At 64.8% G+C, this 21,586-nt stretch carries 23 protein-coding genes; 18 read left to right on the plus strand and 5 right to left on the minus strand.

Annotation, left to right across the window (positions count from 1 at the left end; all coding sequences use genetic code 11):
* The first annotated feature begins 30 nt into the window (after positions 1-30).
* The 4 genes from E3O11_RS11820 (at position 31) to dapF (ending at position 4,296) form a co-directional block, all read left to right on the plus strand.
* Positions 31-720 carry a regulatory protein RecX gene (locus E3O11_RS11820; RefSeq protein ID WP_241994707.1) on the plus strand — a complete coding sequence of 230 codons (690 nt, stop codon included), beginning with the start codon at positions 31-33 and terminating at the stop codon, positions 718-720.
* Positions 721-796: 76 nt separating this feature from the next.
* On the plus strand, positions 797-2,401 hold the full coding sequence (miaB, locus tag E3O11_RS11825; protein ID WP_092449893.1) for a tRNA (N6-isopentenyl adenosine(37)-C2)-methylthiotransferase MiaB: 1,605 nt from the start codon (positions 797-799) through the stop codon (positions 2,399-2,401).
* Positions 2,402-2,406: 5 nt separating this feature from the next.
* Positions 2,407-3,405, plus strand: coding sequence for a tRNA (adenosine(37)-N6)-dimethylallyltransferase MiaA (miaA, locus tag E3O11_RS11830; protein ID WP_373866155.1), 999 nt, complete (start codon positions 2,407-2,409; stop codon positions 3,403-3,405).
* A 9-nt stretch (positions 3,406-3,414) separates the two neighbouring features.
* On the plus strand, positions 3,415-4,296 hold the full coding sequence (dapF, locus tag E3O11_RS11835; RefSeq protein WP_092449889.1) for a diaminopimelate epimerase: 882 nt from the start codon (positions 3,415-3,417) through the stop codon (positions 4,294-4,296).
* Between the two features lie 172 nt (positions 4,297-4,468).
* On the opposite strand, the gene E3O11_RS11840 is transcribed toward dapF, so the two are convergent.
* Complete coding sequence (locus E3O11_RS11840) at positions 4,469-5,077, minus strand: class I SAM-dependent methyltransferase (protein ID WP_092449887.1); 609 nt, start codon at positions 5,075-5,077, stop codon at positions 4,469-4,471.
* Between the two features lie 40 nt (positions 5,078-5,117).
* On the opposite strand from E3O11_RS11840, the gene hflX reads away from it, so the two are divergent.
* Positions 5,118-6,698: a GTPase HflX gene (gene hflX, locus E3O11_RS11845; protein WP_092449885.1), complete on the plus strand. Its 1,581-nt coding sequence runs from the start codon at positions 5,118-5,120 to the stop codon at positions 6,696-6,698.
* Positions 6,699-6,937: 239 nt separating this feature from the next.
* On the opposite strand, the gene E3O11_RS11850 is transcribed toward hflX, so the two are convergent.
* From E3O11_RS11850 to E3O11_RS11860, 3 genes are read right to left on the minus strand one after another with little or no spacing between them, the layout of a single operon-like run.
* Positions 6,938-7,957 (minus strand): CobW family GTP-binding protein, encoded by a 1,020-nt coding sequence (locus tag E3O11_RS11850; RefSeq protein WP_092449883.1) that lies wholly within the window; start codon positions 7,955-7,957, stop codon positions 6,938-6,940.
* Between the two features lie 54 nt (positions 7,958-8,011).
* Positions 8,012-8,437, minus strand: a complete 426-nt coding sequence (locus E3O11_RS11855; protein WP_092449881.1) for a hypothetical protein — start codon at positions 8,435-8,437, stop codon at positions 8,012-8,014.
* 43 nt (positions 8,438-8,480) lie between these two features.
* The gene (locus E3O11_RS11860) at positions 8,481-9,518 is read right to left on the minus strand and encodes a GTP-binding protein (protein ID WP_092449879.1); all 1,038 of its coding nucleotides are present in this window, start codon (positions 9,516-9,518) and stop codon (positions 8,481-8,483) included.
* 47 nt (positions 9,519-9,565) lie between these two features.
* On the opposite strand from E3O11_RS11860, the gene E3O11_RS18785 reads away from it, so the two are divergent.
* The 9 genes from E3O11_RS18785 to metE all read left to right on the plus strand — a co-directional run bounded on the left by E3O11_RS18785 (position 9,566) and on the right by metE (position 17,641).
* On the plus strand, positions 9,566-9,715 hold the full coding sequence (locus E3O11_RS18785; protein ID WP_134477310.1) for a ribosomal protein bL36: 150 nt from the start codon (positions 9,566-9,568) through the stop codon (positions 9,713-9,715).
* A 304-nt stretch (positions 9,716-10,019) separates the two neighbouring features.
* Positions 10,020-10,175, plus strand: coding sequence for a zinc transporter permease (locus E3O11_RS11870; protein ID WP_092449877.1), 156 nt, complete (start codon positions 10,020-10,022; stop codon positions 10,173-10,175).
* A gap of 163 nt (positions 10,176-10,338) precedes the next feature.
* On the plus strand, positions 10,339-10,884 hold the full coding sequence (locus tag E3O11_RS11875) for a Chromate resistance protein ChrB (RefSeq protein ID WP_174775754.1): 546 nt from the start codon (positions 10,339-10,341) through the stop codon (positions 10,882-10,884).
* The gene (locus tag E3O11_RS11880; RefSeq protein WP_092449875.1) at positions 10,881-11,312 is read left to right on the plus strand and encodes a chromate resistance protein ChrB domain-containing protein; all 432 of its coding nucleotides are present in this window, start codon (positions 10,881-10,883) and stop codon (positions 11,310-11,312) included. Before E3O11_RS11875 ends, E3O11_RS11880 begins: the two co-directional genes overlap by 4 nt.
* Positions 11,313-11,330: 18 nt before the next feature.
* Complete coding sequence (chrA, locus tag E3O11_RS11885) at positions 11,331-12,734, plus strand: chromate efflux transporter (RefSeq protein WP_241994708.1); 1,404 nt, start codon at positions 11,331-11,333, stop codon at positions 12,732-12,734.
* A gap of 567 nt (positions 12,735-13,301) precedes the next feature.
* On the plus strand, positions 13,302-13,517 hold the full coding sequence (locus E3O11_RS11890; RefSeq protein WP_134477316.1) for an RNA polymerase sigma factor: 216 nt from the start codon (positions 13,302-13,304) through the stop codon (positions 13,515-13,517).
* A 101-nt stretch (positions 13,518-13,618) separates the two neighbouring features.
* Positions 13,619-13,843, plus strand: a complete 225-nt coding sequence (locus E3O11_RS18790; RefSeq protein WP_166787573.1) for an RNA polymerase sigma factor — start codon at positions 13,619-13,621, stop codon at positions 13,841-13,843.
* Positions 13,844-14,242: 399 nt separating this feature from the next.
* Positions 14,243-15,208 carry a methylenetetrahydrofolate reductase gene (locus tag E3O11_RS11900; protein ID WP_170851564.1) on the plus strand — a complete coding sequence of 322 codons (966 nt, stop codon included), beginning with the start codon at positions 14,243-14,245 and terminating at the stop codon, positions 15,206-15,208.
* A gap of 87 nt (positions 15,209-15,295) precedes the next feature.
* A complete protein-coding gene (gene metE, locus E3O11_RS11905; RefSeq protein WP_092449869.1) occupies positions 15,296-17,641 on the plus strand; it encodes a 5-methyltetrahydropteroyltriglutamate--homocysteine S-methyltransferase in 2,346 nt (781 codons plus the stop codon).
* Between the two features lie 107 nt (positions 17,642-17,748).
* Here metE and lexA read toward each other — a convergent pair whose 3' ends face one another.
* On the minus strand, positions 17,749-18,453 hold the full coding sequence (gene lexA / locus E3O11_RS11910; RefSeq protein ID WP_092449867.1) for a transcriptional repressor LexA: 705 nt from the start codon (positions 18,451-18,453) through the stop codon (positions 17,749-17,751).
* 290 nt (positions 18,454-18,743) lie between these two features.
* Here lexA and E3O11_RS11915 point away from each other — a divergent pair, with 290 nt between their 5' ends.
* The 4 genes from E3O11_RS11915 to hisH are packed head-to-tail and all read left to right on the plus strand — an operon-like array spanning position 18,744 to position 21,575.
* Positions 18,744-19,157, plus strand: a complete 414-nt coding sequence (locus E3O11_RS11915) for a LysM peptidoglycan-binding domain-containing protein (protein ID WP_092449865.1) — start codon at positions 18,744-18,746, stop codon at positions 19,155-19,157.
* A gap of 31 nt (positions 19,158-19,188) precedes the next feature.
* The gene (locus E3O11_RS11920) at positions 19,189-20,313 is read left to right on the plus strand and encodes a histidinol-phosphate transaminase (protein ID WP_092449863.1); all 1,125 of its coding nucleotides are present in this window, start codon (positions 19,189-19,191) and stop codon (positions 20,311-20,313) included.
* Between the two features lie 9 nt (positions 20,314-20,322).
* Positions 20,323-20,946, plus strand: coding sequence for an imidazoleglycerol-phosphate dehydratase HisB (gene hisB, locus E3O11_RS11925; protein ID WP_092449861.1), 624 nt, complete (start codon positions 20,323-20,325; stop codon positions 20,944-20,946).
* Positions 20,943-21,575, plus strand: coding sequence for an imidazole glycerol phosphate synthase subunit HisH (gene hisH, locus E3O11_RS11930; protein WP_092449859.1), 633 nt, complete (start codon positions 20,943-20,945; stop codon positions 21,573-21,575). Before hisB ends, hisH begins: the two co-directional genes overlap by 4 nt.
* Positions 21,576-21,586: the final 11 nt, after the last annotated feature.

The following is a 21,586-nucleotide window of genomic DNA, read 5'->3' on the forward strand; positions in this document are numbered from 1 at the left end:
CCGCACGACAACGAAAGGCAGGTCACGGGAATGGTTCACTTCGAACCCAAGAATGACGCAGCACCACAAGCAGACGCCGGCTTGGCTCCCGTGACCTACCTGCCCGGTGCGGCTCCGGGAATGAAGCGCCGCTCGCCGCTGCAGGCAGCGGCCAGCGAACCCGAGGCTGAGATCGACGACGTCGACGCTGACGCTGACGCTGACGCCGAAACCGATGCAGACGCCGACGCGCTCGACCAGCGTGAGCGGGCCGAGAAGGTGCTGTTGCACCGGTTGCGTGGCCGTTCCCTGTCCACCGTCGAGGCCCTGCTTGTCTTGAACGGCACCGGGGTAGACTCCGGCGAGGCGAGTGAGGTCATCGAGAAGTTCATTCAGCTGCAGTACCTCGATGAGGCCAAGCTCGCCGATCAGATCATTCACAGCCACAACGTGCGCAAGGGTCTCGGTCGCACCGGTGTTGAGGCTGAAATGCGGCGGCGCAAGCTCGATCCGAGCGTCATGATGGACAAGCTCGAAGAGCTTCCCGACGACGAAGCTGAACGTGCCATCGACCTGGCCACCAAGCGCATGGGTCAGATGGAACGTTTCGACGACCAGACCATCGACCGTCGACTCACCGGTTTTCTCATGCGCAAGGGCTATAGCTCGGCCGCCGTACGATTGGCGGTCAAAGCAGCAATGGACAGCCGCGGTGGCGGCTCGCGTGTGCGCTTCCGCTAATGCTGCCGCCCGTTATTTCTGACCGCGCGTCGCACACGGCTCGCACACCGAATTGCTCGCGTAAACTATACCCACTATGAGTATCGTCGCCCCCGCACTTGCCCGCCGAACCGTGATCACCCCCTCGGTAGCCGCGATCGACGCCTCGGGGCGTGCGCGCACCTATGAGGTGCGCACCTTCGGCTGTCAGATGAACGTGCACGACTCCGAACGCTTGAGCGGCTCTCTCGAAGCCGCCGGCTACGTCTCGGCGAACGGCGGTGAGGCCGACATCGTCGTGATCAACACCTGCGCCGTACGAGAGAACGCCGACAATAAGCTCTATGGCAACCTCGGCTACCTCGCCTCGGTCAAGCGCAAGCATGAGGGCATGCAAATTGCCGTCGGTGGGTGCCTCGCGCAAAAGGATAAGAACACCATCCTCGAGAAGGCGCCCTGGGTGGACGTCGTCTTCGGAACGCACAACATGGGCTCTCTTCCGAGCTTGCTCGAGCGGGCCCGCCATAACGGTGAGGCGCAGCTCGAGATTCTCGAGTCGCTCGAAACCTTCCCGTCCACCCTGCCGACCAAACGTGACTCCAGCTACAGCGGCTGGGTCTCCATTTCGGTTGGCTGCAACAACACCTGCACTTTCTGCATCGTGCCCGCCCTGCGCGGCAAAGAGAAAGACCGCCGTCCGGGCGAGATCCTCGCCGAGATTCAGGCCCTCGTCGACGACGGCGCCATCGAGGTCACCCTGCTCGGGCAGAACGTCAACTCCTACGGCGTTGAATTCGGCGACCGCCTCGCCTTCGGTAAGCTGCTGCGCGCGGCCGGCAAGATCGACGGGCTGGAGCGCATCCGCTTCACCAGCCCGCATCCAGCCGCGTTCACCGATGATGTCATCGACGCCATGGCGGAGACGCCCTCTGTCATGCCCCAGCTGCACATGCCCCTGCAGTCCGGGTCCGACCGGATCCTCAAGTCAATGCGCCGCTCCTACCGCTCGGCGAAGTTCCTCGGCATCCTCGACCGCGTGCGTGCACAGATGCCACACGCCGCCATCAGCACCGACATCATCGTCGGCTTTCCCGGCGAAACCGAGGAAGACTTTCAAGAGACCCTACGGGTCGTTGAACAGGCTCGCTTTGCCACTGCGTTCACCTTTCAGTACTCGATTCGTCCGGGTACCCCGGCCGCGACGATGGCCGACCAAATTCCCAAGGCCATCGTGCAAGACCGCTACGAGCGTCTCGCCGCCCTGCAGGAACGTATCTCCCTCGAAGAAAACCAGGCCGTCATCGGTCGCGAGGTTGAACTGCTCGTCGCCAACGGCGGTCGCAAGGACAGCGACACCCACCGCCTGAGTGGGCGCGCCCCCGACAGCCGGCTCGTGCACTTCGACGTACCGGCCGGTTCGCCACGGCCGCGTCCCGGCGACGTGGTTACGGTCGTCGTCACCCAGGCCGCACCGTTCCACCTGATCGCTGACTCGACCACCGACGCGCCCCTGCGCATCCGTTCCACCCGTGCCGGGGATGCCTGGGACCGCCTTGAAGCCGAATCCTGCGGCGTTCCGTCACACGGTGGAGCAGCTGGCGGTACTGGTCCGGTCTCGCTTGGCCTGCCGACCATCGGTCTGCGAGTCGAGAGCGGCTCGAGCACCATCCCCATCTACAACGTGAACGACGACGAGCGTTAGGAACGGTGTCGCCTGAGAAACCGGTGCCAGCCGAACCATTGGGGTCAGCTGCCTTGCCGGTGCTGATCGCGATCGTCGGATCGACCGGCACCGGTAAGTCGGAGTTGTCCCTTGATCTGGCCGAACGGCTGATCGAGCGCGGCCAGCCGGCCGAAATCGTCAACGCCGATGCCATGCAGCTCTATCGCGGCATGGATATCGGCACGGCAAAACTCACCCTCGCGGAACGCCGCGGTATTCCGCACCACCTGCTCGATGTGCTCGAGGTGACCGCCGAGGCCACCGTGAGCAATTACCAAACGGATGCCCGTGCAGCGATCACCGAGATCATCGCGCGTGGCGCCGTGCCGATCCTGGTCGGCGGCTCGGGATTGTATGTCTCCTCGGTCGTGTTCGACTTTCGGTTTCCCGGCACTGATCCGGAGCTGCGCGCCCGGCTCGAAGCTGAGTTGATCGACATTGGACCCGGCCTGATGTACGCCCGGCTGCAGGCCGTCGACCCGCAGGCTGCACAGAGCATCGGCCCGAGCAACGGCCGGCGCTTGGTGCGGGCGCTAGAAATCGTTGAGCTGACCGGTGCCCCGCACCTGGCCGCCCTGCCGAACGAGCCGGTTTACTGGCGCGCCAGCGTCTTGCTTGGCCTCCGCACCGCGCGCGAACAACTGACCCCTCGGCTCGACGCCCGAGTAGAGCGGATGTGGGCGGCCGGCATCATCGACGAAGCACGCGGGCTGCTCGCGGGCGGCATCGAAGACGGCGTGACGGCGAGCCGTGCGATCGGCTACGCCCAGGCCCTCGGTCAGGTGCACGGAACGCTCGGCCAGGCCGAGGCGATCGAGGCAACCCAGCAACTCACTCGGCGCTATGCCCGCCGCCAGGTGAGCTGGTTCAAGCGCTACGCCCACACCCACTGGATCGAATCCGACGCGGCCGACCGGGTCGATGACGCGCTCGCGCACGTCGACCGCGCCGTGACCGCAGAGTACGCAGCGACCGCCCCGTAAACTGGCAGCATGGGCATCACTCTGAACTTCACCAAGGGCCACGGCACGGGGAACGACTTCGTGCTGTTCGCTGATCCAGACGGAAAACTGGAACTGACTCCGGCACAGATTCGTGCCGTGTGCGACCGCAAGTTCGGAGTCGGTGCCGACGGCATTATCCGTGCCGTGCGCAGCCAGAACCTGCCCGACGGTACTGCCGCCCTCGCCGAAGACGACGCGGCCGAGTGGTTCATGGACTACTGGAATGCCGACGGCACCGTCTCGGAAATGTGCGGAAACGGCATCCGCGTCTACGCCAAATTCCTGATCGAAAACAACCTTGCCGAGCTGTTACCCGGTGACACCCTCATTATCGGCACCCGCGGCGGCGTGCGCGACGTGCAGCGCAACGCCTCCGGTTTTCAGGTCGACCTCGGTCGGTGGAAGCTTAACGGCACCGAGCCGCTCGTGCGCACCAAGAACCTGCCCGTGGCCCGTCCGGGCCTCGGCATCAACGTCGGCAACCCGCACACGGTCGTCGCACTCGCCGACGACGACGAGCTGGATGCCGCTGACCTCACCTTCATTCCGCAGCTCGACCCGGAACCAGTCGGCGGCGTCAACATCGAATTTGTGGTGCCGAACGACCCGCTCGTCGTCAACGGCGTTGGGCGGTTCCGCATGCGCGTGCACGAGCGTGGCAGCGGGGAGACACTGTCGTGCGGCACCGGAGCGGTCGCGGCGGCCCTGGCTACCCGGCACTGGGCCGGGAAAGCGGCACCGCATCAGTGGCGGGTCGAGGTTCCCGGCGGCGTGCTCGGGGTACGGATGTTCCCGGCCGAGGATGGCGAGCACGTGTCGCTGTCCGGGCCGGCGGAGCTGGTGTTCGACGGGGTTCTGAACCTAGGCTGACGCCGGTTTCTGGAGGTGGGGCCGGGCCGGCGGGTCATCCGCTCCTCGCTCAAACATTCGGACCTTCCGGGAGGTCTCCGCGAAAAGCGTGCGGAAACCTCCCAAAAGACCCGAAAACTCGCAACCCCGCGGAAAACCCCGCCGCCCCGGCCGGTTGACCGGAATTTGGGGACTAAGAGCGGTGCACCTGGAGTACTCGGAAGCCCTTGCTGATGGCCTCGCGGGTGGTCTCAAAGGTGTCGGGGAGTTCGGCAGCGAGCCAACGCTGGAGTGAGTCAGAGCCGAGGTTTCGCTGGATGACGAGCCAGGCATCCGCTTCGGATTCGAGGCGGGGCAGCCAGGTCTGCATGAGGCCGTGCAGCTCGTCCTTGCCGACGCGGATGGGCGGATTCGACCAAATGGTGCGAAAGCTGATGTCTGCGGGCACGTCGGCGGCGAGCACGGCCTTGACGTTGGTCAGGCCGAGGGTCGCGGCGTTGGTGCGCACGAGGTCGAGTGCGCGCTCGTTCACGTCCACGGCCCACACGGTGGACTCGGGGGAGGCCAGGGCGAGATGCAGCGCGATCGGACCCCAGCCGCAGCCGAGGTCGAGAAAATGACCGGTCAGGGGCGGCTCGGGGGCGTATTTCAGCAGTACCTCGGTGCCGGTGTCGATGTGGGAGGGGCTGAACACCGAGTTGGCGGTCGTGAGTTCATGATCCTGCCCGTGCAACTGCACTGTGATCTGTCGGGTTTTCAGTACGGTGCCGGGCGCCGGAGAAAAATAGTGGTCGGACGACATAGGAGGAACCTTTCAACTTCGTTGAACTAAGGTTAATGGGATGAATGATCCAACGGCGCCCCGCGGCAACGACGCAGTAGAAAACGAGCCCGTAGAACCGGCACTTGACGCCGATGATGTCGTGGCGCGCGTGTTGGCCAGCGCCGACAGTAAGGCTGCCGGCTATTCCCTGTTCCGTAGCGGATCGGCTCAGGCCCTGCAAACGCAGGCCTCCGGTGAATATGACGGCAGCGACCACGACGGTGACCAGTCCGAACGTGCCGACCGCAACGCCCTGCGTCGCGTCGGCGGCCTCTCCACCGAGCTTGAAGACGTCACCGAGGTGGAATACCGCCAGCTGCGCCTCGAAAACGTGGTCCTGGTGGGCGTCTACACGCACGGCACCGTCGACGACGCCGAAAACTCTATGCGGGAACTGGCCGCCCTGGCCGAGACCGCCGGCGCAACCGTGCTCGACGGTTTGCTACAGCGTCGGGCCACCCCCGACCCCAGCACCTACCTGGGCAAGGGCAAGGCCCAGGAAGTCGCCGACATCGTCAAGGCGCTCGGCGCCGACACCGTCATCGCCGACACCGAACTCGCTCCCAGCCAGCGGCGTGCCCTCGAAGACGTGGTCAAGGTCAAGGTCATCGACCGCACCGCCGTGATCCTCGATATTTTCAGCCAGCACGCCAAAAGCCGGGAGGGTAAAGCGCAGGTCGAACTGGCTCAGATGGCCTACATGCTGCCGCGCCTGCGTGGCTGGGGTGACTCGATGTCTCGCCAGGCCGGTGGCCAGGTCGGTGGCACCGGGGCCGGCATGGGCTCGCGTGGTCCCGGTGAGACCAAGATCGAACTCGACCGTCGCCGCATTCACACCCGGATGTCCAAGCTGCGCAAGCAGATGGTTGAGATGAAACCCGCTCGCGAGGCCAAACGCGCCAACCGCAAGCGCAACTCCGTTCCCTCGGTCGCAATCGTCGGTTACACGAACGCTGGCAAGTCCAGCTTGCTGAACCGCATCACCAAGGCCGGAGTGCTCGTGGAGAACTCCCTCTTCGCGACCCTCGATGCCACCGTGCGAAAGTCGACGACCGCCGACGGCCGCCTGTACACCCTCACCGACACGGTCGGCTTCGTGCGCAACCTGCCGCACCAACTGGTTGAGGCGTTTCGTTCGACCCTGGAAGAAGTTGCCGATGCCGACGTCATCGTGCACGTGGTGGACGGCTCCCACCCCGACCCGGTCGCGCAACTGGCGACCGTGCGCGATGTTATCTCCGAGGTCGGCGCCCGCGACATACCCGAACTGGTCGTCTTCAATAAGAGCGACCTGATCAGCGACGATGACCGGCTTGTGCTGCGCGGCCTCGAGCCGAAGGCGACGTTCGTCTCGGCTCGAACCGGTGAGGGTATCGAAACCGTGCTTACCGCGGTGGCGCTGTTGCTGCCGACGCCGCAGATCGAACTCGACCTGCTCATTCCCTACGATCGAGGCGACCTCATCGCCGTGCTGCACGATCAGGGCCGCATCGAGGCGACCGAGTACGTGGAAGCCGGTACTCACGTGACGGCGTTCGTCACCCTCGAGATCGAGCCCCAGTTCGCCCCGTTCGTGATTCTGTCCGCGCTCTCCGCGTAGCTTTTCGCTTCAAGTAGGGTGGACGCACGAGGAAACGATCTATTCCGCGGTTCCTTGTCTTCCTCGTTGTAGTAGTTGCATCGAGTTCCGCTCTCATGCTCGTCGTTCCGGCCAGTCTTGTTGCGCGTAGCCGTCGGGGTCGAGGGTTCGGCTGAGGCGTTTCCAGTGGCGGCCGGGCCCGCGAGCGGGGCGTCACCCTGACCGATACGTCCTGCGGTTAGTGGGCCGTGTCAAATCGGTCAGATGCTCAACCGACGCAGCCGGGTGAGCCGACGGAGACCGTCGTTGGGTGAAAGACTTCGTGCCGGGTTGACGGCGCTTTCGAGGCGGTTGTGCACCGACGCCACGATTAGATGCATCCCGATCGCGACCAAGCCGTCTTCGCCCGATCCGACCGGGTGCGGGGCGATGTGGATGTGCCGGCCGACGACGTTGACCGAAATTCGGCGCCGACGGGATCCAGCCCCTACCGTGACCGCACCCTTTAGCCGGTACACCCCATCGGGCGGGTGCTCAAGAAGATCCACCAGCCGACCGGCGTCCACCGGCGCAAGGGCCGTCACCGTCACGGCGTCGGCATGCGGGTGGGGGTGTAGGTCACGAACCGGGCCAGAGCCGAGCAGCGCGGCGAACGATAGCTCGCCATCTGGAGCCGGTTCGAGCGCCGCGTCGAACACTAGCGCGGGGTCGAGGCGCCCCTGGGCCGTGCTGATAATGCGAGCCCAGGGATTGCGCTGCCGAATCCGATTAACGATGCGCGCCACCGCAGCTTCTCGTTCGGGCGGCGGGATACGGTCGGTCTTGTTGATCACAATGAGAGATGCCGCGGAATACCGCGCCAGCGCCAGGACACCGGTGTCGATGGTCTTGAAGTGTTCTACGGCGTCTACGATATCCACTAGCCCGCCGGGCCGTACGTTGGCAACTCCGCTGTAGCGGATGAGGCGGGCAAGAGCGGACGGCTCGGCCACGCCACTGGCCTCGACGATCACGGCGTCCAGTCGCAGCCGTGGCTGGGTGAGCGCGTCGAGGGCGGCATCAAGGCCGCCCGCGTCGGGCAGGCAGCACACGCATCCGCCACAGATGCCCGCCACCTCATCGATTTGGCCGATCGCCAAGCCAGCGTCGACGTTGAGGACGCCAAAGTCGTTGATGACGACGCCCAGACGCGCGTCCGGGGCGCGCAGTAAGTGATTGAGCACCGTGGTTTTGCCGGCGCCGAGGTGGCCCGTCAGAGCGATCACCGGAACTTGCCGCACAGCGGATGCCTCTCCTTCATTCGGTCGCGCCGCTGGCGGTCCAGCCGGCCCTGCCTACCGCTTATTAGGATGGCCCTGGATGGGCTTGCCGACGCCGAGGACGGCGTCTTGCAGCAGGAGGGGTACGTCGTTGGCTGGCATTTCGCCGGGCAACGGTCCGCCGCCGCGAATCCACCCGAGGAGCGCGTCCAGGATTGCGGGCCGGTCCACGCCACCCAACCATACGGATGGTCCGGTCGTGCCGGTGACTCCATCGCGGCGGGCAACAGCGGCGACTGCCCCATTGGCGCAGGCGCCCAAGCAGGGTGCGGACACGAGCACGGCGCCGCGACCGCTCACGATCGTGGTGCGCACTATGTCGGTGCCGGTCTGGTCATCGGCCAGCCGGTGCAGAGCCTCGCAGCGGTGTCCGGTGCAGAGAGCGACGAGTGGGCCGCTCGCGCCGGGAACGATCGAGGTGTGAGTGTGGGGGCTGGTCATAGTTGTCTCCCTTGCGGTGTGTTGCGGATGGGGCGGTGCCGTTTCAGTCGTCATCCTGGTTGAGGTCCCAGGCCGGGAACGGGTCGGTCAGGCTCCGCCACTCCATGGGACCGCCGATGAACTCGCGATCGTCGAGCAAGCAAGCGTCAAGGTTCGCGGTGAGTCGGGCGCCGTCAAGGTTTCGGCCAAAGAAGGCGATTTCCTGACCCCATGGCGACTCGGGGTCGTGGCTGCCCATGCTGGTCGGCTCGAATGCGATGGTGGGACCGGCGCTGTTCCACGACCCGACGACGTGCGGGCGCGATGCCAGTCTGAACAATCCACGGGAGCGGAGGATCTCGCCGGACTCGGTGGACGTGTCGCTGAGGAAGCTGGCGAGGCGGCCCGGGTGAAAGGGGCGGGGATCCCGGTAGACGACGTAACCGAGACCGGTGCGGCCCGAAGCTAACAGCCCCTCGCCGTTCAGCTGTCGGATCCAGCCGGGGCTCTGCTGCAGCCAAGTGAGCATGTCCACCCGGGGTGGCAACCACGCACTGACCGAGCTGTGCCCGTGACGGGCGAAGATCACCTGGCAGGACGGGTTGAGCAGTCTCACGAAGTCGCGCAGGTCCGCGCACTCGGCGGCGGTGGAGAGATCGGTCTTGTTGATCACCACCACGCTGGCCCACTCGATCTGTTGCACAAGGGCATCGGCCACCGTGCGGTCGTGCTCACCGTGGGTGGCGCAGGGCTGCGGTGGCTCGGGTGCGAGTTTATCGCTGCGTATGTCCCGCCAGAAGGTGGACGCATCGAGCACGCTGACGAAATTTCCCAGGCGGATGGCGCCGGCTTCCGAGTGCAGAACTAGGTCACCGCCGGCGGCCATGACCGCGACGGCCACCTCGAGCGGCACGGCGGATGGGTGGATCTCCAGCATGACCTCGCTCCGAGTGCCGGTGCCCGCGATGGCCCCACTGACGGCGGCCCGATCGGCACCGTCCAGACTGATGCTGGTTCGGCCGCTCGCGCGAGCGATGGAGGACTTGCCGGCGCCGGCGAGGCCGCTCACGAGGTTCAGGGTGAGGAATGAAGGCGATGTCATGCCTGCTACTCTAATTGATATGTATTCTCAATAAGGAAGAAATGGTCATGAAGGTACGCAATTCGCTCAAGAAGCTCCCTGGCGCCCAAATCGTGCACCGGCGCGGTCGGGTGTTCGTGAGCGACAAGAAGATCCCCGCGCCTGAAAGCCCCACACGGCTGGTCCTGCCCGTAACCGACCGGCCACCGACTCCGTAGACGCGGTCGACCTGTCAACCGGTGAGACCGCCGCCTCGACCAAGCCGCCGGAGCACCCGGTGAGATCGCAGTCATCACCGACAACTGCACCGCTGCGGGATGCCGTCATGCTGCCAGGTGCTGGTCCAGCAAACCCCATCCGCGCATGAAGCCGCGACAAGCGTGACAATACGGCACCACTCGAGTCTTCCCTGCCGCCTGCGGAACATGCCCAACCCGGGAACGAATACATCGTCGATCGCTCATGTATCTGGTTGGCTGGATCTGCTAGCAGTTGCCTAGACGGATCCACAAGGAGAACAGCATGCCCCTCAGCGACACCCATGCAGAGCACGCGGTCGCGGACCACCAACACGGCGACAACTGCGGCCACCAAGCCATCAGTCACGACGACCACACGGACTACGTGCATGGCACGCACCACCACGCTTTGCACGGCGACCACTACGACGAGCACTAGCTAGACGGCGTCCTTCCCGGCTACGGCTCGTCCAACGGTTTATTGCATTTCATTGGTTGTGAGACGGTGGCATGTGTTGAATCTCGGCTGTGGGCAAGCTCCCTGTCTGCGCGACGCCGCTGACCTCCGCCTTAGAAAGTGTAACTATGGTTACACTAGAATTATGGATCTGACCTCTCCGCCGCCCGAAACGCACCCGTGGGTGTTGTTGAGCTATCACCTGCCCCGTGAACCGTCGGCGCCCAGAATCGCGCTCTGGAGGAGGTTCAAAGTCCTAGGCGTCGTCAGGTTGCAGACCAATCTCGTAGCCCTTCCCGCCGAGGCCAAAACTCGTGAACAGCTGGAGTGGCTCGCCGAACAGGTAGTGCACAACGGCGGCGAGGCGGGAGTGTGGCTGGCAACGGCCGGGTCTCAACGTCAAGAACAGGACCTGGTCGCGTCCATGACGGCAGACCGGGTCGCGGAATACCGCACACTCGCGGAGGCTGTGGTTCAGGCCCAGCCCCTGATCGGCACCGCCCGGACCACAGCGATCAAGAAGTTGCGCCGCGAGTGGCGGGACATCAGCCGGCGGGACTATTTTCCCCCGCCGGCCAAAGAGGTAATCTCCCGTCTGTTGGACGAGATGGCCCGGTCCGCCCTGGACGGCGCTGTCGGAGCTGGCGACATTGTCGGCGTTGCAACCGACGCAGCCGGCGCGCCATCATGAAGTGGGCAACGCGCGAACATATGCATATCGACCGGGCTGCATGCGCCTGGCTGGTAACGCGATTCATCGATGCGGATGCCCAGTTCATCTTTGTCGCCGATCCGACCCACGTTCCGAAAGGGGCGACGGCATTCGATATGCGCGGCGCCGAGTACTCCCACGTGGGGTCCGACTGCACGTTCGAAACGATCCTGCGCCGGCACGAACTGGCCGATCCCGTACTCTGGAAAATCGCCCAGATCGTGCATGAGGCCGACATCGAAGATGGGCGCTTCGACGCGCCCGAGGCCCCCGGACTCGACGCCGTCCTGAGGGGACTCTCCCTGACGGGCACCGACGAACAGACCCTGGCCGTGAGTAAGCCGATATTCGACGGTCTGTATGAGTTCTACCGCCGCAGCCTGCTCCACGGCCGCGAAGCCTCCTGACGATACGAGAACTGCACTGTGAAACCCAAGAAGGCCCGGCCAGTGTCCGCAACGGATGCCGCCGAGACCCGAGACCTGGTCCCGTTCCGGGACGCCCTGCGCGTCTGGTTCCTCGTCTCGCTCGAGACTTTCGGCGGGCCGGCCGGACAGATCGCCGTCATGCACCGCATCCTCGTCGAAGAGAAACGGTGGATCGGACACCGCCGCTTCCAGCACGCCATGAACTTCTGTGTCATGCTCCCCGGCCCCGAGGCGCAACAGCTTGCCATCTACATCGGCTGGTTGCTCAACGGCAAACGCGGCGGCCTGGTCGCCGGCACACTGTTCGTTTTGCCGGGCGTCGTCGCCCTCCTCGCCTTGTCCGCCATCTTCGTGGCCTACGGTGACGCACCCGTGGTCGCAGCGCTCTTCACCGGCATCGCCGCCGCGACACTAATCATCGTGGGACAGGCCATCGTCAAAGTCGGCCGACGGTGCCTCGTCCACCCCGCCTTGGTCGTGCTCGCCGTCGCCGGGTTCGCCGCCCTAGCCCTGTTCGCAGTTCCCTTCCCCGTCGTGATCCTCATCGCAGCCCTGACGGGCTGGCTCCTCACTCGATATGTGCCCGGCGTAGCGAAGAAGATCGACGGCAGCGGCGATGCACCCGACCGAATCCAACCCGTCATCGCCGATAACGCGCTCAACGCCGGGAAGCCCTCCGCCGTGAGCGCGGGCAAGATTCTGGCCGTGGGGCTGACACTGTGGATCCTGCCCATAATCGCCGTAGTACTTTTCACCGGCATCGGCTCGGTATTCACGCAGCAGGGCGTGTTCTTCTCCACCATGGCCCTGGTCACCTTCGGTGGCGCGTACGCCGTGCTGGCCTACGTCGCCCAGCAAGCGGTGGAGGTCTTCCACTGGCTCACGCCCGGGGAGATGGCGCGCGGACTCGGTCTGGCCGAGACCACACCCGGACCCCTGATCATGGTCGTCCAGTTCGTCGGCTTCGTCGGCGCCTACCGCAACCCCGGCGACCTCGACCCGTGGGTCGCGGCCATCATCGGAGCCCTCCTGACCACCTGGGTCACCTTCGTGCCCTGCTTCATTTTCATCTTCCTTGGCGCACCCCACATCGAACGGCTCCGCGGCAACCGCCAACTCTCCGGAGCGCTCACCGGCATCACTGCGGCGGTCGTCGGAGTCATCGCCAATCTCGCCGTCTTCTTCGCCTTCAACATGCTCTTCTCCGAAACGTTCCGCCTCGACTCCGGGCCGCTACAACTCCAGCTGCCTGTGCTGAGCTCGGTGAGCATCCTGCCGCTCGCCGTCGCCGTTGTCGCGGGAGTGCTCATGCTGAAACTCCGGTGGACCGCACTGCGCACCATCGGCGTGTGCGCCCTCCTCGGACTCGCCGCCGGACTACTCGAGCTGGCCACCGCATAGATATATTTCAGGACGCCCCGCGAGCGACATATCGCGAACACAGAATGCCGCCACCAAACGGCAAAATCCACATGGTATGTCGATTCGACCGCGGTCTCAGTCTGCGTGAAAAATCGGCGACGTTCTCGCTCCTTGCCCGGACTTCATCACATCCAATCAGGGAGATCAACTTGCCGAGTGATCGTTTCGAGTCCGTCCGGACATGTCTGTAATGACGGACCCTTCAGACTTGGAGCAACACATGAACGCAGCAGACCCACTCGACGTGATGCTTGACCAATCATCACCGGGGACGGTGACGATCACGCCGAGTGTGCAGCGCGATCTTGAGGTAACGAATAGGGCAGCAGCACGCGAAGTCGTGGCATTGACTCCCTCTCGTTGGACCACTCGTTTGGTCGTCGGATTCGGCCTTGCCCTGGCGCTGCCGGCGCTGCCACAGCCACCGGTGTTTTCGCGTGGCTGCCCTGGGCTGAGAATCCTGACATGGCCTACGCGTTTGTGCATGTCAGCGGTGAGAGGTGTGGCCGTTTCCGACGCCCAGGTCCAGTGCGCGGTTGTCGCGCCGTGAGCGCCCGTCAGAAGGGCGAAAAGCTGAAGTCCATCCTCGACCAGTGTGCTGGGGACGTGCTGCGTTACCTGCAACGCCGAGTGGGGCCCGACGATGCCGCCGATCTCCTCGGCGACACAATGGTCGTCGCCTGGCGCCGGGTGAACCTTCTTCCCGAAAACGCAGAGGTGCCCGGATGTGGATCTTCGGACTTGCCAGGGGAACCGTCCTGAACCATTCCCGCGGTGAACGACGTCGCCTCGCCCCGACGTAGAAGATTCGAACACGCGGAATATCGGCCTGTACCGCGCCGGCAGCCGACGAGGGCAGCGAAGTGCGGGGCGCTCTCTCGCAACTCAACCCCGCGCTTCGGGAAATCGTTCAGCTCGTCCATTGGGAAGGGTCCACCCTCGCTCAAGCTGCCCAGGTCGTCGGAATTCCCGCACCGACGGCGCGCGGGCGGTATGCACGTGCGAAGGACGAACCGCGAAAACTACGAATCCCGATAGGGGGACGTTCTTTGTGCAGTTCTCTAGCTAGGCTAAAACGGCGACGTTAATGGCGTTGACCCGCCCCGATTTTAGGGACGAGAAGACGATCGGTTGCTCAGCGCCCGCATGCGAATAGGCGTCGTAGCCGCCGGTCTCCGGCAGTACGGGAAGCGCCGAAATCGGTGACACCGTAGGGGACCAGTCACCCGCGCGGGCTTAACACCTATCCCGTCCGCTGGGCCAGCGGATAGATGCCGTCTGACCGCGCGGATGACACGAACTGTCATATTCGCATCGCTCGACGTTGGTGTTGTTACTGTCTAATCAATCGTTGCCGACGGAATTCATTCCCCGGCATGGAGCGACAGCCGAGCCCGGCATCCGCCCGCGAAGAACCGCCAGCCCGCTGGCGCGTCCGCGGCCACCCGGCCATCACCCGCTGTACTGCTTCTGCCGAATGAGGAACCATGACCACGACAGGAATTTCCGCGTGTAACGCCCGCCCGGCGTTCTCGTTCGAGGTGTACCCGCCCAAATCGGCGGCCGCAGCATCCGCTCTAATGAGCACCATCGACCACCTGGCCGCCGCCGGCCCCGAGTTCATCTCGGTCACCTACGGCGCCAACGGCTCCTCGCGCAACTCTTCTCTAGACTTGCTGCGCTACATCAAGGACCACACCGAAGCGGATGCGATGGCGCACCTCACCTGCGTCGGCTCCTCGCACGCAGGCGCAAGCCGCCTCATTCGGGAGTTCCTCGACGCCGGCATACGCAGCTTTCTGGCCATTCGCGGCGACGCACCGCAGGGTGCGGTCGAAGGCGACAACACTTTTCTCGGCGATCTGCACAGCGCGGGGGAGCTGGTGCAGCTCATTCACCGCGTGCAGACCGAACGGGTGCCGTATATCGAAACGGTGATTCCGGGCCTGCCCGGCGCCCGCGGGGTGAAAACGGAACGCAGCAAGGTGCGCATCGGGGTCGCGGCCTTTCCGAACGGACATCCCAACTCCCGGTCGGTCAGCCAGGACATCGACACCCTGCTGGCCAAGCAAGCAGCTGGTGCCAACCTCGCCATCACCCAACTCTTCTTCCACGCCGACGACTACCTGAGCTTCATCCAGCGGGCTCGCTCGGCCGGGGTGCTCTTTCCCATTCTTCCCGGCATCATGCCGGTGACCAGCCCCAACCGGTTGCGCCGAATTCTGCAGCTCTCCGGGGAGAAGCTGCCGGCCGACCTGTCCATCGACCTTGAAGTCGAACCGACCGAGGAAGGGCAGCGCCAGATCGGCATCGACTACGCCGTGCGCCTCGGGCAGGATGTGCTTGCGGGCGGCGCCCCCGGACTCCACCTCTACGCCTTCAACCAACACGACACTGTGCTGCAGGTTCTCGAGGGGTGTGGGGCACTTCCGGTGCCGGCAGTAATGCTTTAGGCCTCACGCCCGCTTCAGCGTGTAGGCCCCGAACTCGTTCGTTATTTTGCACCATTCCAACGACCAATCTCCAGTGAAGGAATCTCCATGCCCATTTCACCCGCATTTCCCACCGGTACCATCCTCGGCTACCCGCGTATCGGTCGCCGGCGCGAGCTCAAGAAGGCCGTGGAAGCGTTCTGGTCTGGGGCGATCGACGCGGTCGCTGTGGAGAGCGTGGCCGCCGAACTGCGCTCGGCCACCCGGGAACGGCTCGTTGACCTCGGGCTCGGCCGCGCCGACTCGTCGATCCCCGAGTCGTTCTCGTACTACGACCAGGTGCTGGACACCATTGTCGCCGTTGGAGCGATTCCCACCCGGTTTGCCTCGCTCGTCGGTGCTGATGGAACCATCGACCTGGCCGGGTATTTCACCCTGGCCCGCGGCGAGGGCGAGAACCTGCCGCTTGAGATGACCAAGTGGTTCGACTCGAACTACCACTACCTCGTGCCCGAGATTGGCCCGGAGACCGTGTTCTCGTTGGCCGGTGACCGCATCGTGCGCGAGTTTCTCGAGGCCAAGGCGGCCGGCTTCCTCACCCGTCCGGTGCTCGTCGGTCCGGTCACCTTTCTACTGCTCAGCAAGGCCAGCGATGAGGCGCCGGCCGGGTTCTCCCCGTTGTCCCGGCTCGACGACCTCCTTCCTGTCTACGCAGCGCTGGTATCGCGGCTAGCGGATGCCGGCGCCGACTGGGTGCAACTCGACGAGCCGGGACTGGTCAGCGAATCGATCGATGTGCCACGCGGGGACACGCTGGCGGCGGTCGCATCCGCTTATGGCGTGCTCGGTCGGCTCAGTGGCCGCCCCGCCCTGTTTGTCGCGGCGCCCTACGGCAGTCTCGATGATGCCCTGCCGGTTCTTGCCGGCACTACCGTCGAGGCGATCGGCCTCGACCTGGTTCGGGGCACCCTGCCGCAGGCGGTGCCCGGGCTGGCCGCCAAGACCCTCGTTGCCGGGGTGATTGACGGGCATAACATCTGGCGCGGCGACCTGGCGGGCGCCTTCGAGCGCGCCGAGAGCGTGCGCGCGCTGTCTGACTCCGTCACCGTATCCACCTCAACGTCGCTGCTGCACGTGCCGCACGACGTGCTCGATGAGACCTCGTTGCCGGTCGACCTGGCCAGCTGGCTGGCCTTTGCCGACCAGAAGGTGGGCCAGGTTGCCACCCTCGCGTTCGGCCTCGCTGCGGGGCGGGCGGCCATTGCCATTCCGCTCGCGGATGCCGCTGCCGCGCTGACCGCGCGTCTCGCCGCTCCGGGGGTGCGCAACGGTTCGGTGCGAGCGCGTTCGGCCGCACTCACCGACGCCGATTTCACCCGTGGTGCCTACGCCGATCGCCTGACTGCTCAGAATGCTGCGCTGCAGCTGCCGTCGCTGCCCACGACCACGATCGGATCCTTCCCGCAGACCGCAGACATTCGCCGGGCACGCGCCCAGTTTCTCAAAGGAAACCTGCCAGCCGATGACTACCGCGACCTGATGCGCGCCGAGATCGGCCGCGTCGTCGCCCTGCAGGAAGAGATCGGACTCGACGTGCTCGTGCACGGGGAACCCGAGCGCAACGACATGGTGCAGTACTTTGCTGAGAACCTCGACGGGTTCGCCGTGACCGAGAACGGCTGGGTGCAGTCCTACGGCAGCCGCTGCACCCGGCCATCCATTCTGTGGGGCGACGTCTCGCGCCCGGCCCCGATCACGGTGGACTGGTCGGTGTACACGCAGAGCCTGACAGCCAAGCCGGTCAAAGGCATGCTCACCGGACCGGTGACGATTCTGGCCTGGTCGTTCGTGCGTGACGACCAGCCGCTTGGCGAGACCGCTCGCCAGGTCGCCCTTGCCCTGCGCGATGAAATCGGCGACCTGGAAGCTGCGGGCATCAAGATCGTTCAGGTCGACGAGCCGGCCTTGCGGGAGCTGCTGCCGCTAAAGGAGAAGGACCACGCCGACTACCTGGACTGGTCGGTAGGCTCCTTTCGGCTGGCCACGGCCGGGGTCGCGGAAGCGACTCAAATTCACACGCACCTCTGCTATTCGGAGTTCGGCGTCGTCATCGAAGCTATCCGCAACCTCGACGCCGACGTCACGAGCATCGAAGCGGCCCGCTCGCGCATGGAGGTGGTACAGCAGATTGAGGCCGGCGGGTTCAACCATGGCATCGGGGCCGGCATCTATGACATCCACTCGCCGCGAGTACCCAGCGTCGACGAGCTGACGACCCTGCTGGACACCGCCCTGGAATCCATCCCCGAACGCCAGGTCTGGGTGAACCCGGACTGCGGGCTCAAAACGCGTGGCTACGAGGAGACGGTGCAGTCCCTGCACAACATGCTGGCTGCGACCCGGGTGGTGCGCGATCGCCGCGCTGCCGATCTGAGAGCCAGCCTCACCCGGTAACTCACCCGCGTACCTGGCGCCAGCAGGCAGTCTTCAGGCCCGATCACCGGTTAGTGGTCGGGCCTCACGCCGTGCTTCTGCTCTCTTCTTTGCTTGAAGCTGACTCGCTAGACCGAGCGCAATACGGCGACGACCTTGCCGAGGATGTCGGCGTAGTCGCCGACGATGGGCTCGAAGTTACTGTTGCGCGGCAGCAGCCAGGTGTGGCCGTCGCGCTTGCGCAGTACCTTCACGGTGGCCTCGTTGTCGAGCATGGCCGCCACGATCTCGCCGTTCTCCGCGGTCTTCTGCTGGCGAACGACAACCCAGTCACCGTCGCAGATCGCCGCATCGATCATCGACTCACCGACGACCTTGAGCATGAACAGCTCCCCCTGGCCGACGAGCTGGCGGGGGAGCGGGAAGATCTCGTCTATCTGCTGATCGGCCGTGATCGGAATGCCAGCAGCGATTCGACCGACGAGGGGAACCATCGCAGCGTCGCCGACCTGCACGCCCGGGTGAAAACTGTCCTGGTCGCCGGTTCCGACGTCTTCGGGCGCGCGTTGAATCTCGATGAGTACCTCGAGTGCGCGAGGACGATTCGGGTCACGACGCAGATAGCCGCTCAGCTCAAGCTGGTTGAGCTGGTGAGTCACGCTCGACAGCGAGGCGAGGCCGACGGCGTCACCGATCTCACGCATGCTCGGCGGGTAGCCGCGCGAGCTGACCGAACGCTGAATAACGTCGAGGATGGCGAGCTGGCGCGGGCTCAAACTCTTTCGGCGCCGAGTGCTGGCCTTGTCGCGGGTACCGCCGGTGCTTTGTGTCACGAGAAGCGCTCCTTGAGTCGGTCCCGCGCGGGTTAGAGGACGTCTCGCGGGAATGTCGGTGGTGTCTGGTTGAGTAGCAATCAAGCAATTGACCTATCGAAAGTTTATCCAGTTCTCGGCCTTGAAACAAACACTTATTCGAGTGTGTTGCGTGATTTCCCGGGCAGAGACGAGAAAAAGCTTGCATGTTCGATTGTTCGAAGTTATATTCGGAACATAGTTTCGTATTCGGTCCTCCCGGCCGAGGGTCGAATACGAGACTCGCAGCCCGCCTACCTTGGAGGTTTGACATGACCACAGCATTTGCCCCCGCAGTTTCTCTCCCGCCCGTCACACGTCTTCGCCTCACCCGGCGTGGACGAGTCGTCTTCACCACGCTCGCCGCATTGCCGGTCATCCTTGGCGCCCTCGTATTTGCCGTCAATGGGGGAGCGGCCGGCGCCTCTGGGTCCGCCACCGGCATCGATCTCATGTCGTACACAACCGACTCCGGCATTGTGGCCACGCTGGCCTATTCACCGACCGACGTCGGTTCAGCCCGATTCATCACGGTCGAACCCGGCCAAACCCTCTGGAACCTTGCCGAAGAGAACTTTCCCGCCGCCGACCCGCGCGACGTTGTCGCCGATATCAAGCGCATCAACGCCCTGTCGGTGGAAACGCTGCAGCCGGGCCAGCGCCTGGAAATCCCCGCCAACTCCTAAGTAGTGATGGGCAGCAGTACGGGGCCCTAGCATGGAGAGGGTGACCAGTCTCGAAGATCTTCCCCTCCGCACCAACCTGCACGGCCTGACGCCCTACGGGGCTCCGCAACTGCATGTTCCAGTGGCCCTGAACGTGAACGAGAACACGCACCCCATTCCTGAAGCGGTGGCCCGCGACATCCTCGCCGGCCTGGCCGAGGCCATCCGCACGGTGAATCGGTATCCCGATCGAGAGTTCACCGCCCTGCGCGAGGCGCTCGCCCGCTACCTCGGCGAAGGACTGACCGCCGAGAATATCTGGGCGGCCAACGGGTCCAACGAGGTGCTGCAACAGGTGCTGCAGGCTTTCGGCGGACCGGGACGCAGCCTGCTGGGCTTTGCCCCGACCTACTCGATGTACTCGATCCTCGCGTCGGGAACCGACACCACCTGGATTGCCGGTGCCCGCGACGCCGACTACGAGCTGTCGCCAGCGACCGCCGTGAGCGAGATCACGCGTACCAAGCCCGATATCGTCTTTCTCTGCTCGCCGAACAACCCCACCGGTACGCCGCTCTCCCTCGAGACCATCGCCGCTGCCTATGACGCGACCGACGGCATCGTCGTGGTCGACGAGGCCTACGCCGAATTCGCTCCGGTCGGCACCCCGAGCGCGCTCACCCTGCTGCCTGGCCGGGAACGCCTGCTCGTCTCCCGAACGATGAGCAAGGCCTTCGCGTTCGCCGGTGCCCGTGTAGGCTACCTGGCAGCCGATCCGGCCGTAACGGATGCCCTGCGTCTGGTTCGCTTGCCGTACCACCTCTCGGCCCTGACCCAGGCGGCCGCAAACGCGGCCCTGGCTCACAGCGTCGAGATGCTCGCGATGGTCGATGACATTCGTGGGCAGCGCGATCGGCTCGTTGTCGAGCTTGCGGGCCTGGGCTATACCCCGCACCGCAGCTGGAGCAACTTCGTACTGTTCGGGGGAGTAGCCGACCCGCACGAGACCTTCGAGGCGCTGCTGGCTGAGGGAATTCTTATTCGCGATGTGGGCATCGCCCACCACCTGCGCGTAACCGCCGGCACCGAACAGGAGACGACCCTGTTCCTAGACGCCATCGCCCGACGTGGTCGCAGTGGCGGCTCCGGTCAAATTGCGCCCGCCCAAGCCGAATAAACTAGGTCCATGAGCTCACCTGCTGACATTCCCGCGCCCCGCGTCGCACACCTGCAACGGGAGACGAGTGAATCCAGCATCGACCTGTCTCTGAACCTTGATGGCACCGGCGTCAGCGACATCCGTACCTCGGTTCCGTTCTTCGACCACCTGCTGACGGCGTTCGCCAAACACTCCCTGACCGACCTCACGGTGCGCGCCTCCGGCGATATCGAAATCGACGTGCACCACACCGTCGAAGACGTGGGAATCGTGCTCGGCCAGGCCATTCGTCAGGCCCTTGGTGACAAATCGGGCATCTCCCGTTACGGTGACGCTCTCGTGCCCCTCGACGAGGCGCTGGCCCAGGCCGTGGTCGACATCTCCGGCCGCCCCTACCTCGTGCACACCGGCGAACCGGCCGGTTTTGAATTTCACCTCATCGGCGGACACTTTACCGGCTCCATGGTGCGTCACGTCTTCGAAGCGATTACTTTTCACGCCGGCCTGACGGTGCACGTCACCCTGCTTGGCGGGCGCGATCCGCACCACATTGCCGAGGCTGAATTCAAGGCCTTCGCCCGCGCCTTCCGACTCGCCAAGGCCCTCGACCCGCTGGTGCACGGTATTCCGTCGACTAAGGGAGCCCTATGACGAAGGTTGTCGTCTTCGACTACGGAACCGGAAACGTGCACTCCGCGGTCAAGGCGCTCGAGTTGGCCGGCGCCGAGGTCACCCTCACGAGCGACCGCACGACTGCATTGGAGGCCGACGGTCTCGTCGTGCCCGGAGTTGGAGCGTTCAGCGCCGTGATGGCAGCGCTCAAGTCCGTTCGCGGTGACGACATCGTCGACCGTCGTCTGGCCGGCGGCCGCCCGGTGCTCGGAATCTGCGTCGGCATGCAGGTCATGTTTGAGCATGGAGTGGAACGTGGCGTGGACACCGAGGGGCTCGGCGAATGGCCGGGAACGGTCACCGAGCTTCCCGCGAAGATCCTTCCGCACATGGGCTGGAACACCGTCACGAGCGCACCCAACTCTGAATTGTTCCGAGGCATCGAAGAAGAGCGGTTCTACTTCGTGCACTCCTACGCCGCGCAATCCTGGACGCTTGAGGTCATGCCACCGTTCCCAGAGCCCCGGCTGACCTGGGCCGATCATGGGGTGCCGTTCCTGGCCGCGATCGAGAACGGACCGCTCAGCGCCACCCAGTTTCACCCGGAGAAATCGGGGGAGGCAGGCATCCGCTTGTTGAAGAACTGGATCGGCACGCTGCACAGTTAGCCCGGCGAGCC

It is taken from the genome of Cryobacterium levicorallinum (assembly GCF_004402405.1).
Classification (GTDB): Bacteria; Actinomycetota; Actinomycetes; order Actinomycetales; family Microbacteriaceae; genus Cryobacterium; species Cryobacterium levicorallinum.

Bases quoted from the DNA above. Each gene is read 5' to 3' on its own strand.
- E3O11_RS11820 (WP_241994707.1), top strand. From the start codon at position 31: ATGGTTCACTTCGAACCCAAGAATGACGCAGCACCACAAGCAGACGCC.
- miaB (WP_092449893.1), top strand. From the start codon at position 797: ATGAGTATCGTCGCCCCCGCACTTGCCCGCCGAACCGTGATCACCCCC.
- dapF (WP_092449889.1), top strand. From the start codon at position 3,415: ATGGGCATCACTCTGAACTTCACCAAGGGCCACGGCACGGGGAACGAC.
- E3O11_RS11840 (WP_092449887.1), bottom strand. From the start codon at position 5,077: ATGTCGTCCGACCACTATTTTTCTCCGGCGCCCGGCACCGTACTGAAA.
- hflX (WP_092449885.1), top strand. From the start codon at position 5,118: ATGAATGATCCAACGGCGCCCCGCGGCAACGACGCAGTAGAAAACGAG.
- E3O11_RS11855 (WP_092449881.1), bottom strand. From the start codon at position 8,437: ATGACCAGCCCCCACACTCACACCTCGATCGTTCCCGGCGCGAGCGGC.
- E3O11_RS11860 (WP_092449879.1), bottom strand. From the start codon at position 9,518: ATGACATCGCCTTCATTCCTCACCCTGAACCTCGTGAGCGGCCTCGCC.
- E3O11_RS18785 (WP_134477310.1), top strand. From the start codon at position 9,566: ATGAAGGTACGCAATTCGCTCAAGAAGCTCCCTGGCGCCCAAATCGTG.
- E3O11_RS11870 (WP_092449877.1), top strand. From the start codon at position 10,020: ATGCCCCTCAGCGACACCCATGCAGAGCACGCGGTCGCGGACCACCAA.
- E3O11_RS11875 (WP_174775754.1), top strand. From the start codon at position 10,339: ATGGATCTGACCTCTCCGCCGCCCGAAACGCACCCGTGGGTGTTGTTG.
- E3O11_RS11880 (WP_092449875.1), top strand. From the start codon at position 10,881: ATGAAGTGGGCAACGCGCGAACATATGCATATCGACCGGGCTGCATGC.
- E3O11_RS11900 (WP_170851564.1), top strand. From the start codon at position 14,243: ATGACCACGACAGGAATTTCCGCGTGTAACGCCCGCCCGGCGTTCTCG.
- metE (WP_092449869.1), top strand. From the start codon at position 15,296: ATGCCCATTTCACCCGCATTTCCCACCGGTACCATCCTCGGCTACCCG.
- E3O11_RS11915 (WP_092449865.1), top strand. From the start codon at position 18,744: ATGACCACAGCATTTGCCCCCGCAGTTTCTCTCCCGCCCGTCACACGT.
- E3O11_RS11920 (WP_092449863.1), top strand. From the start codon at position 19,189: ATGGAGAGGGTGACCAGTCTCGAAGATCTTCCCCTCCGCACCAACCTG.
- hisB (WP_092449861.1), top strand. From the start codon at position 20,323: ATGAGCTCACCTGCTGACATTCCCGCGCCCCGCGTCGCACACCTGCAA.
- hisH (WP_092449859.1), top strand. From the start codon at position 20,943: ATGACGAAGGTTGTCGTCTTCGACTACGGAACCGGAAACGTGCACTCC.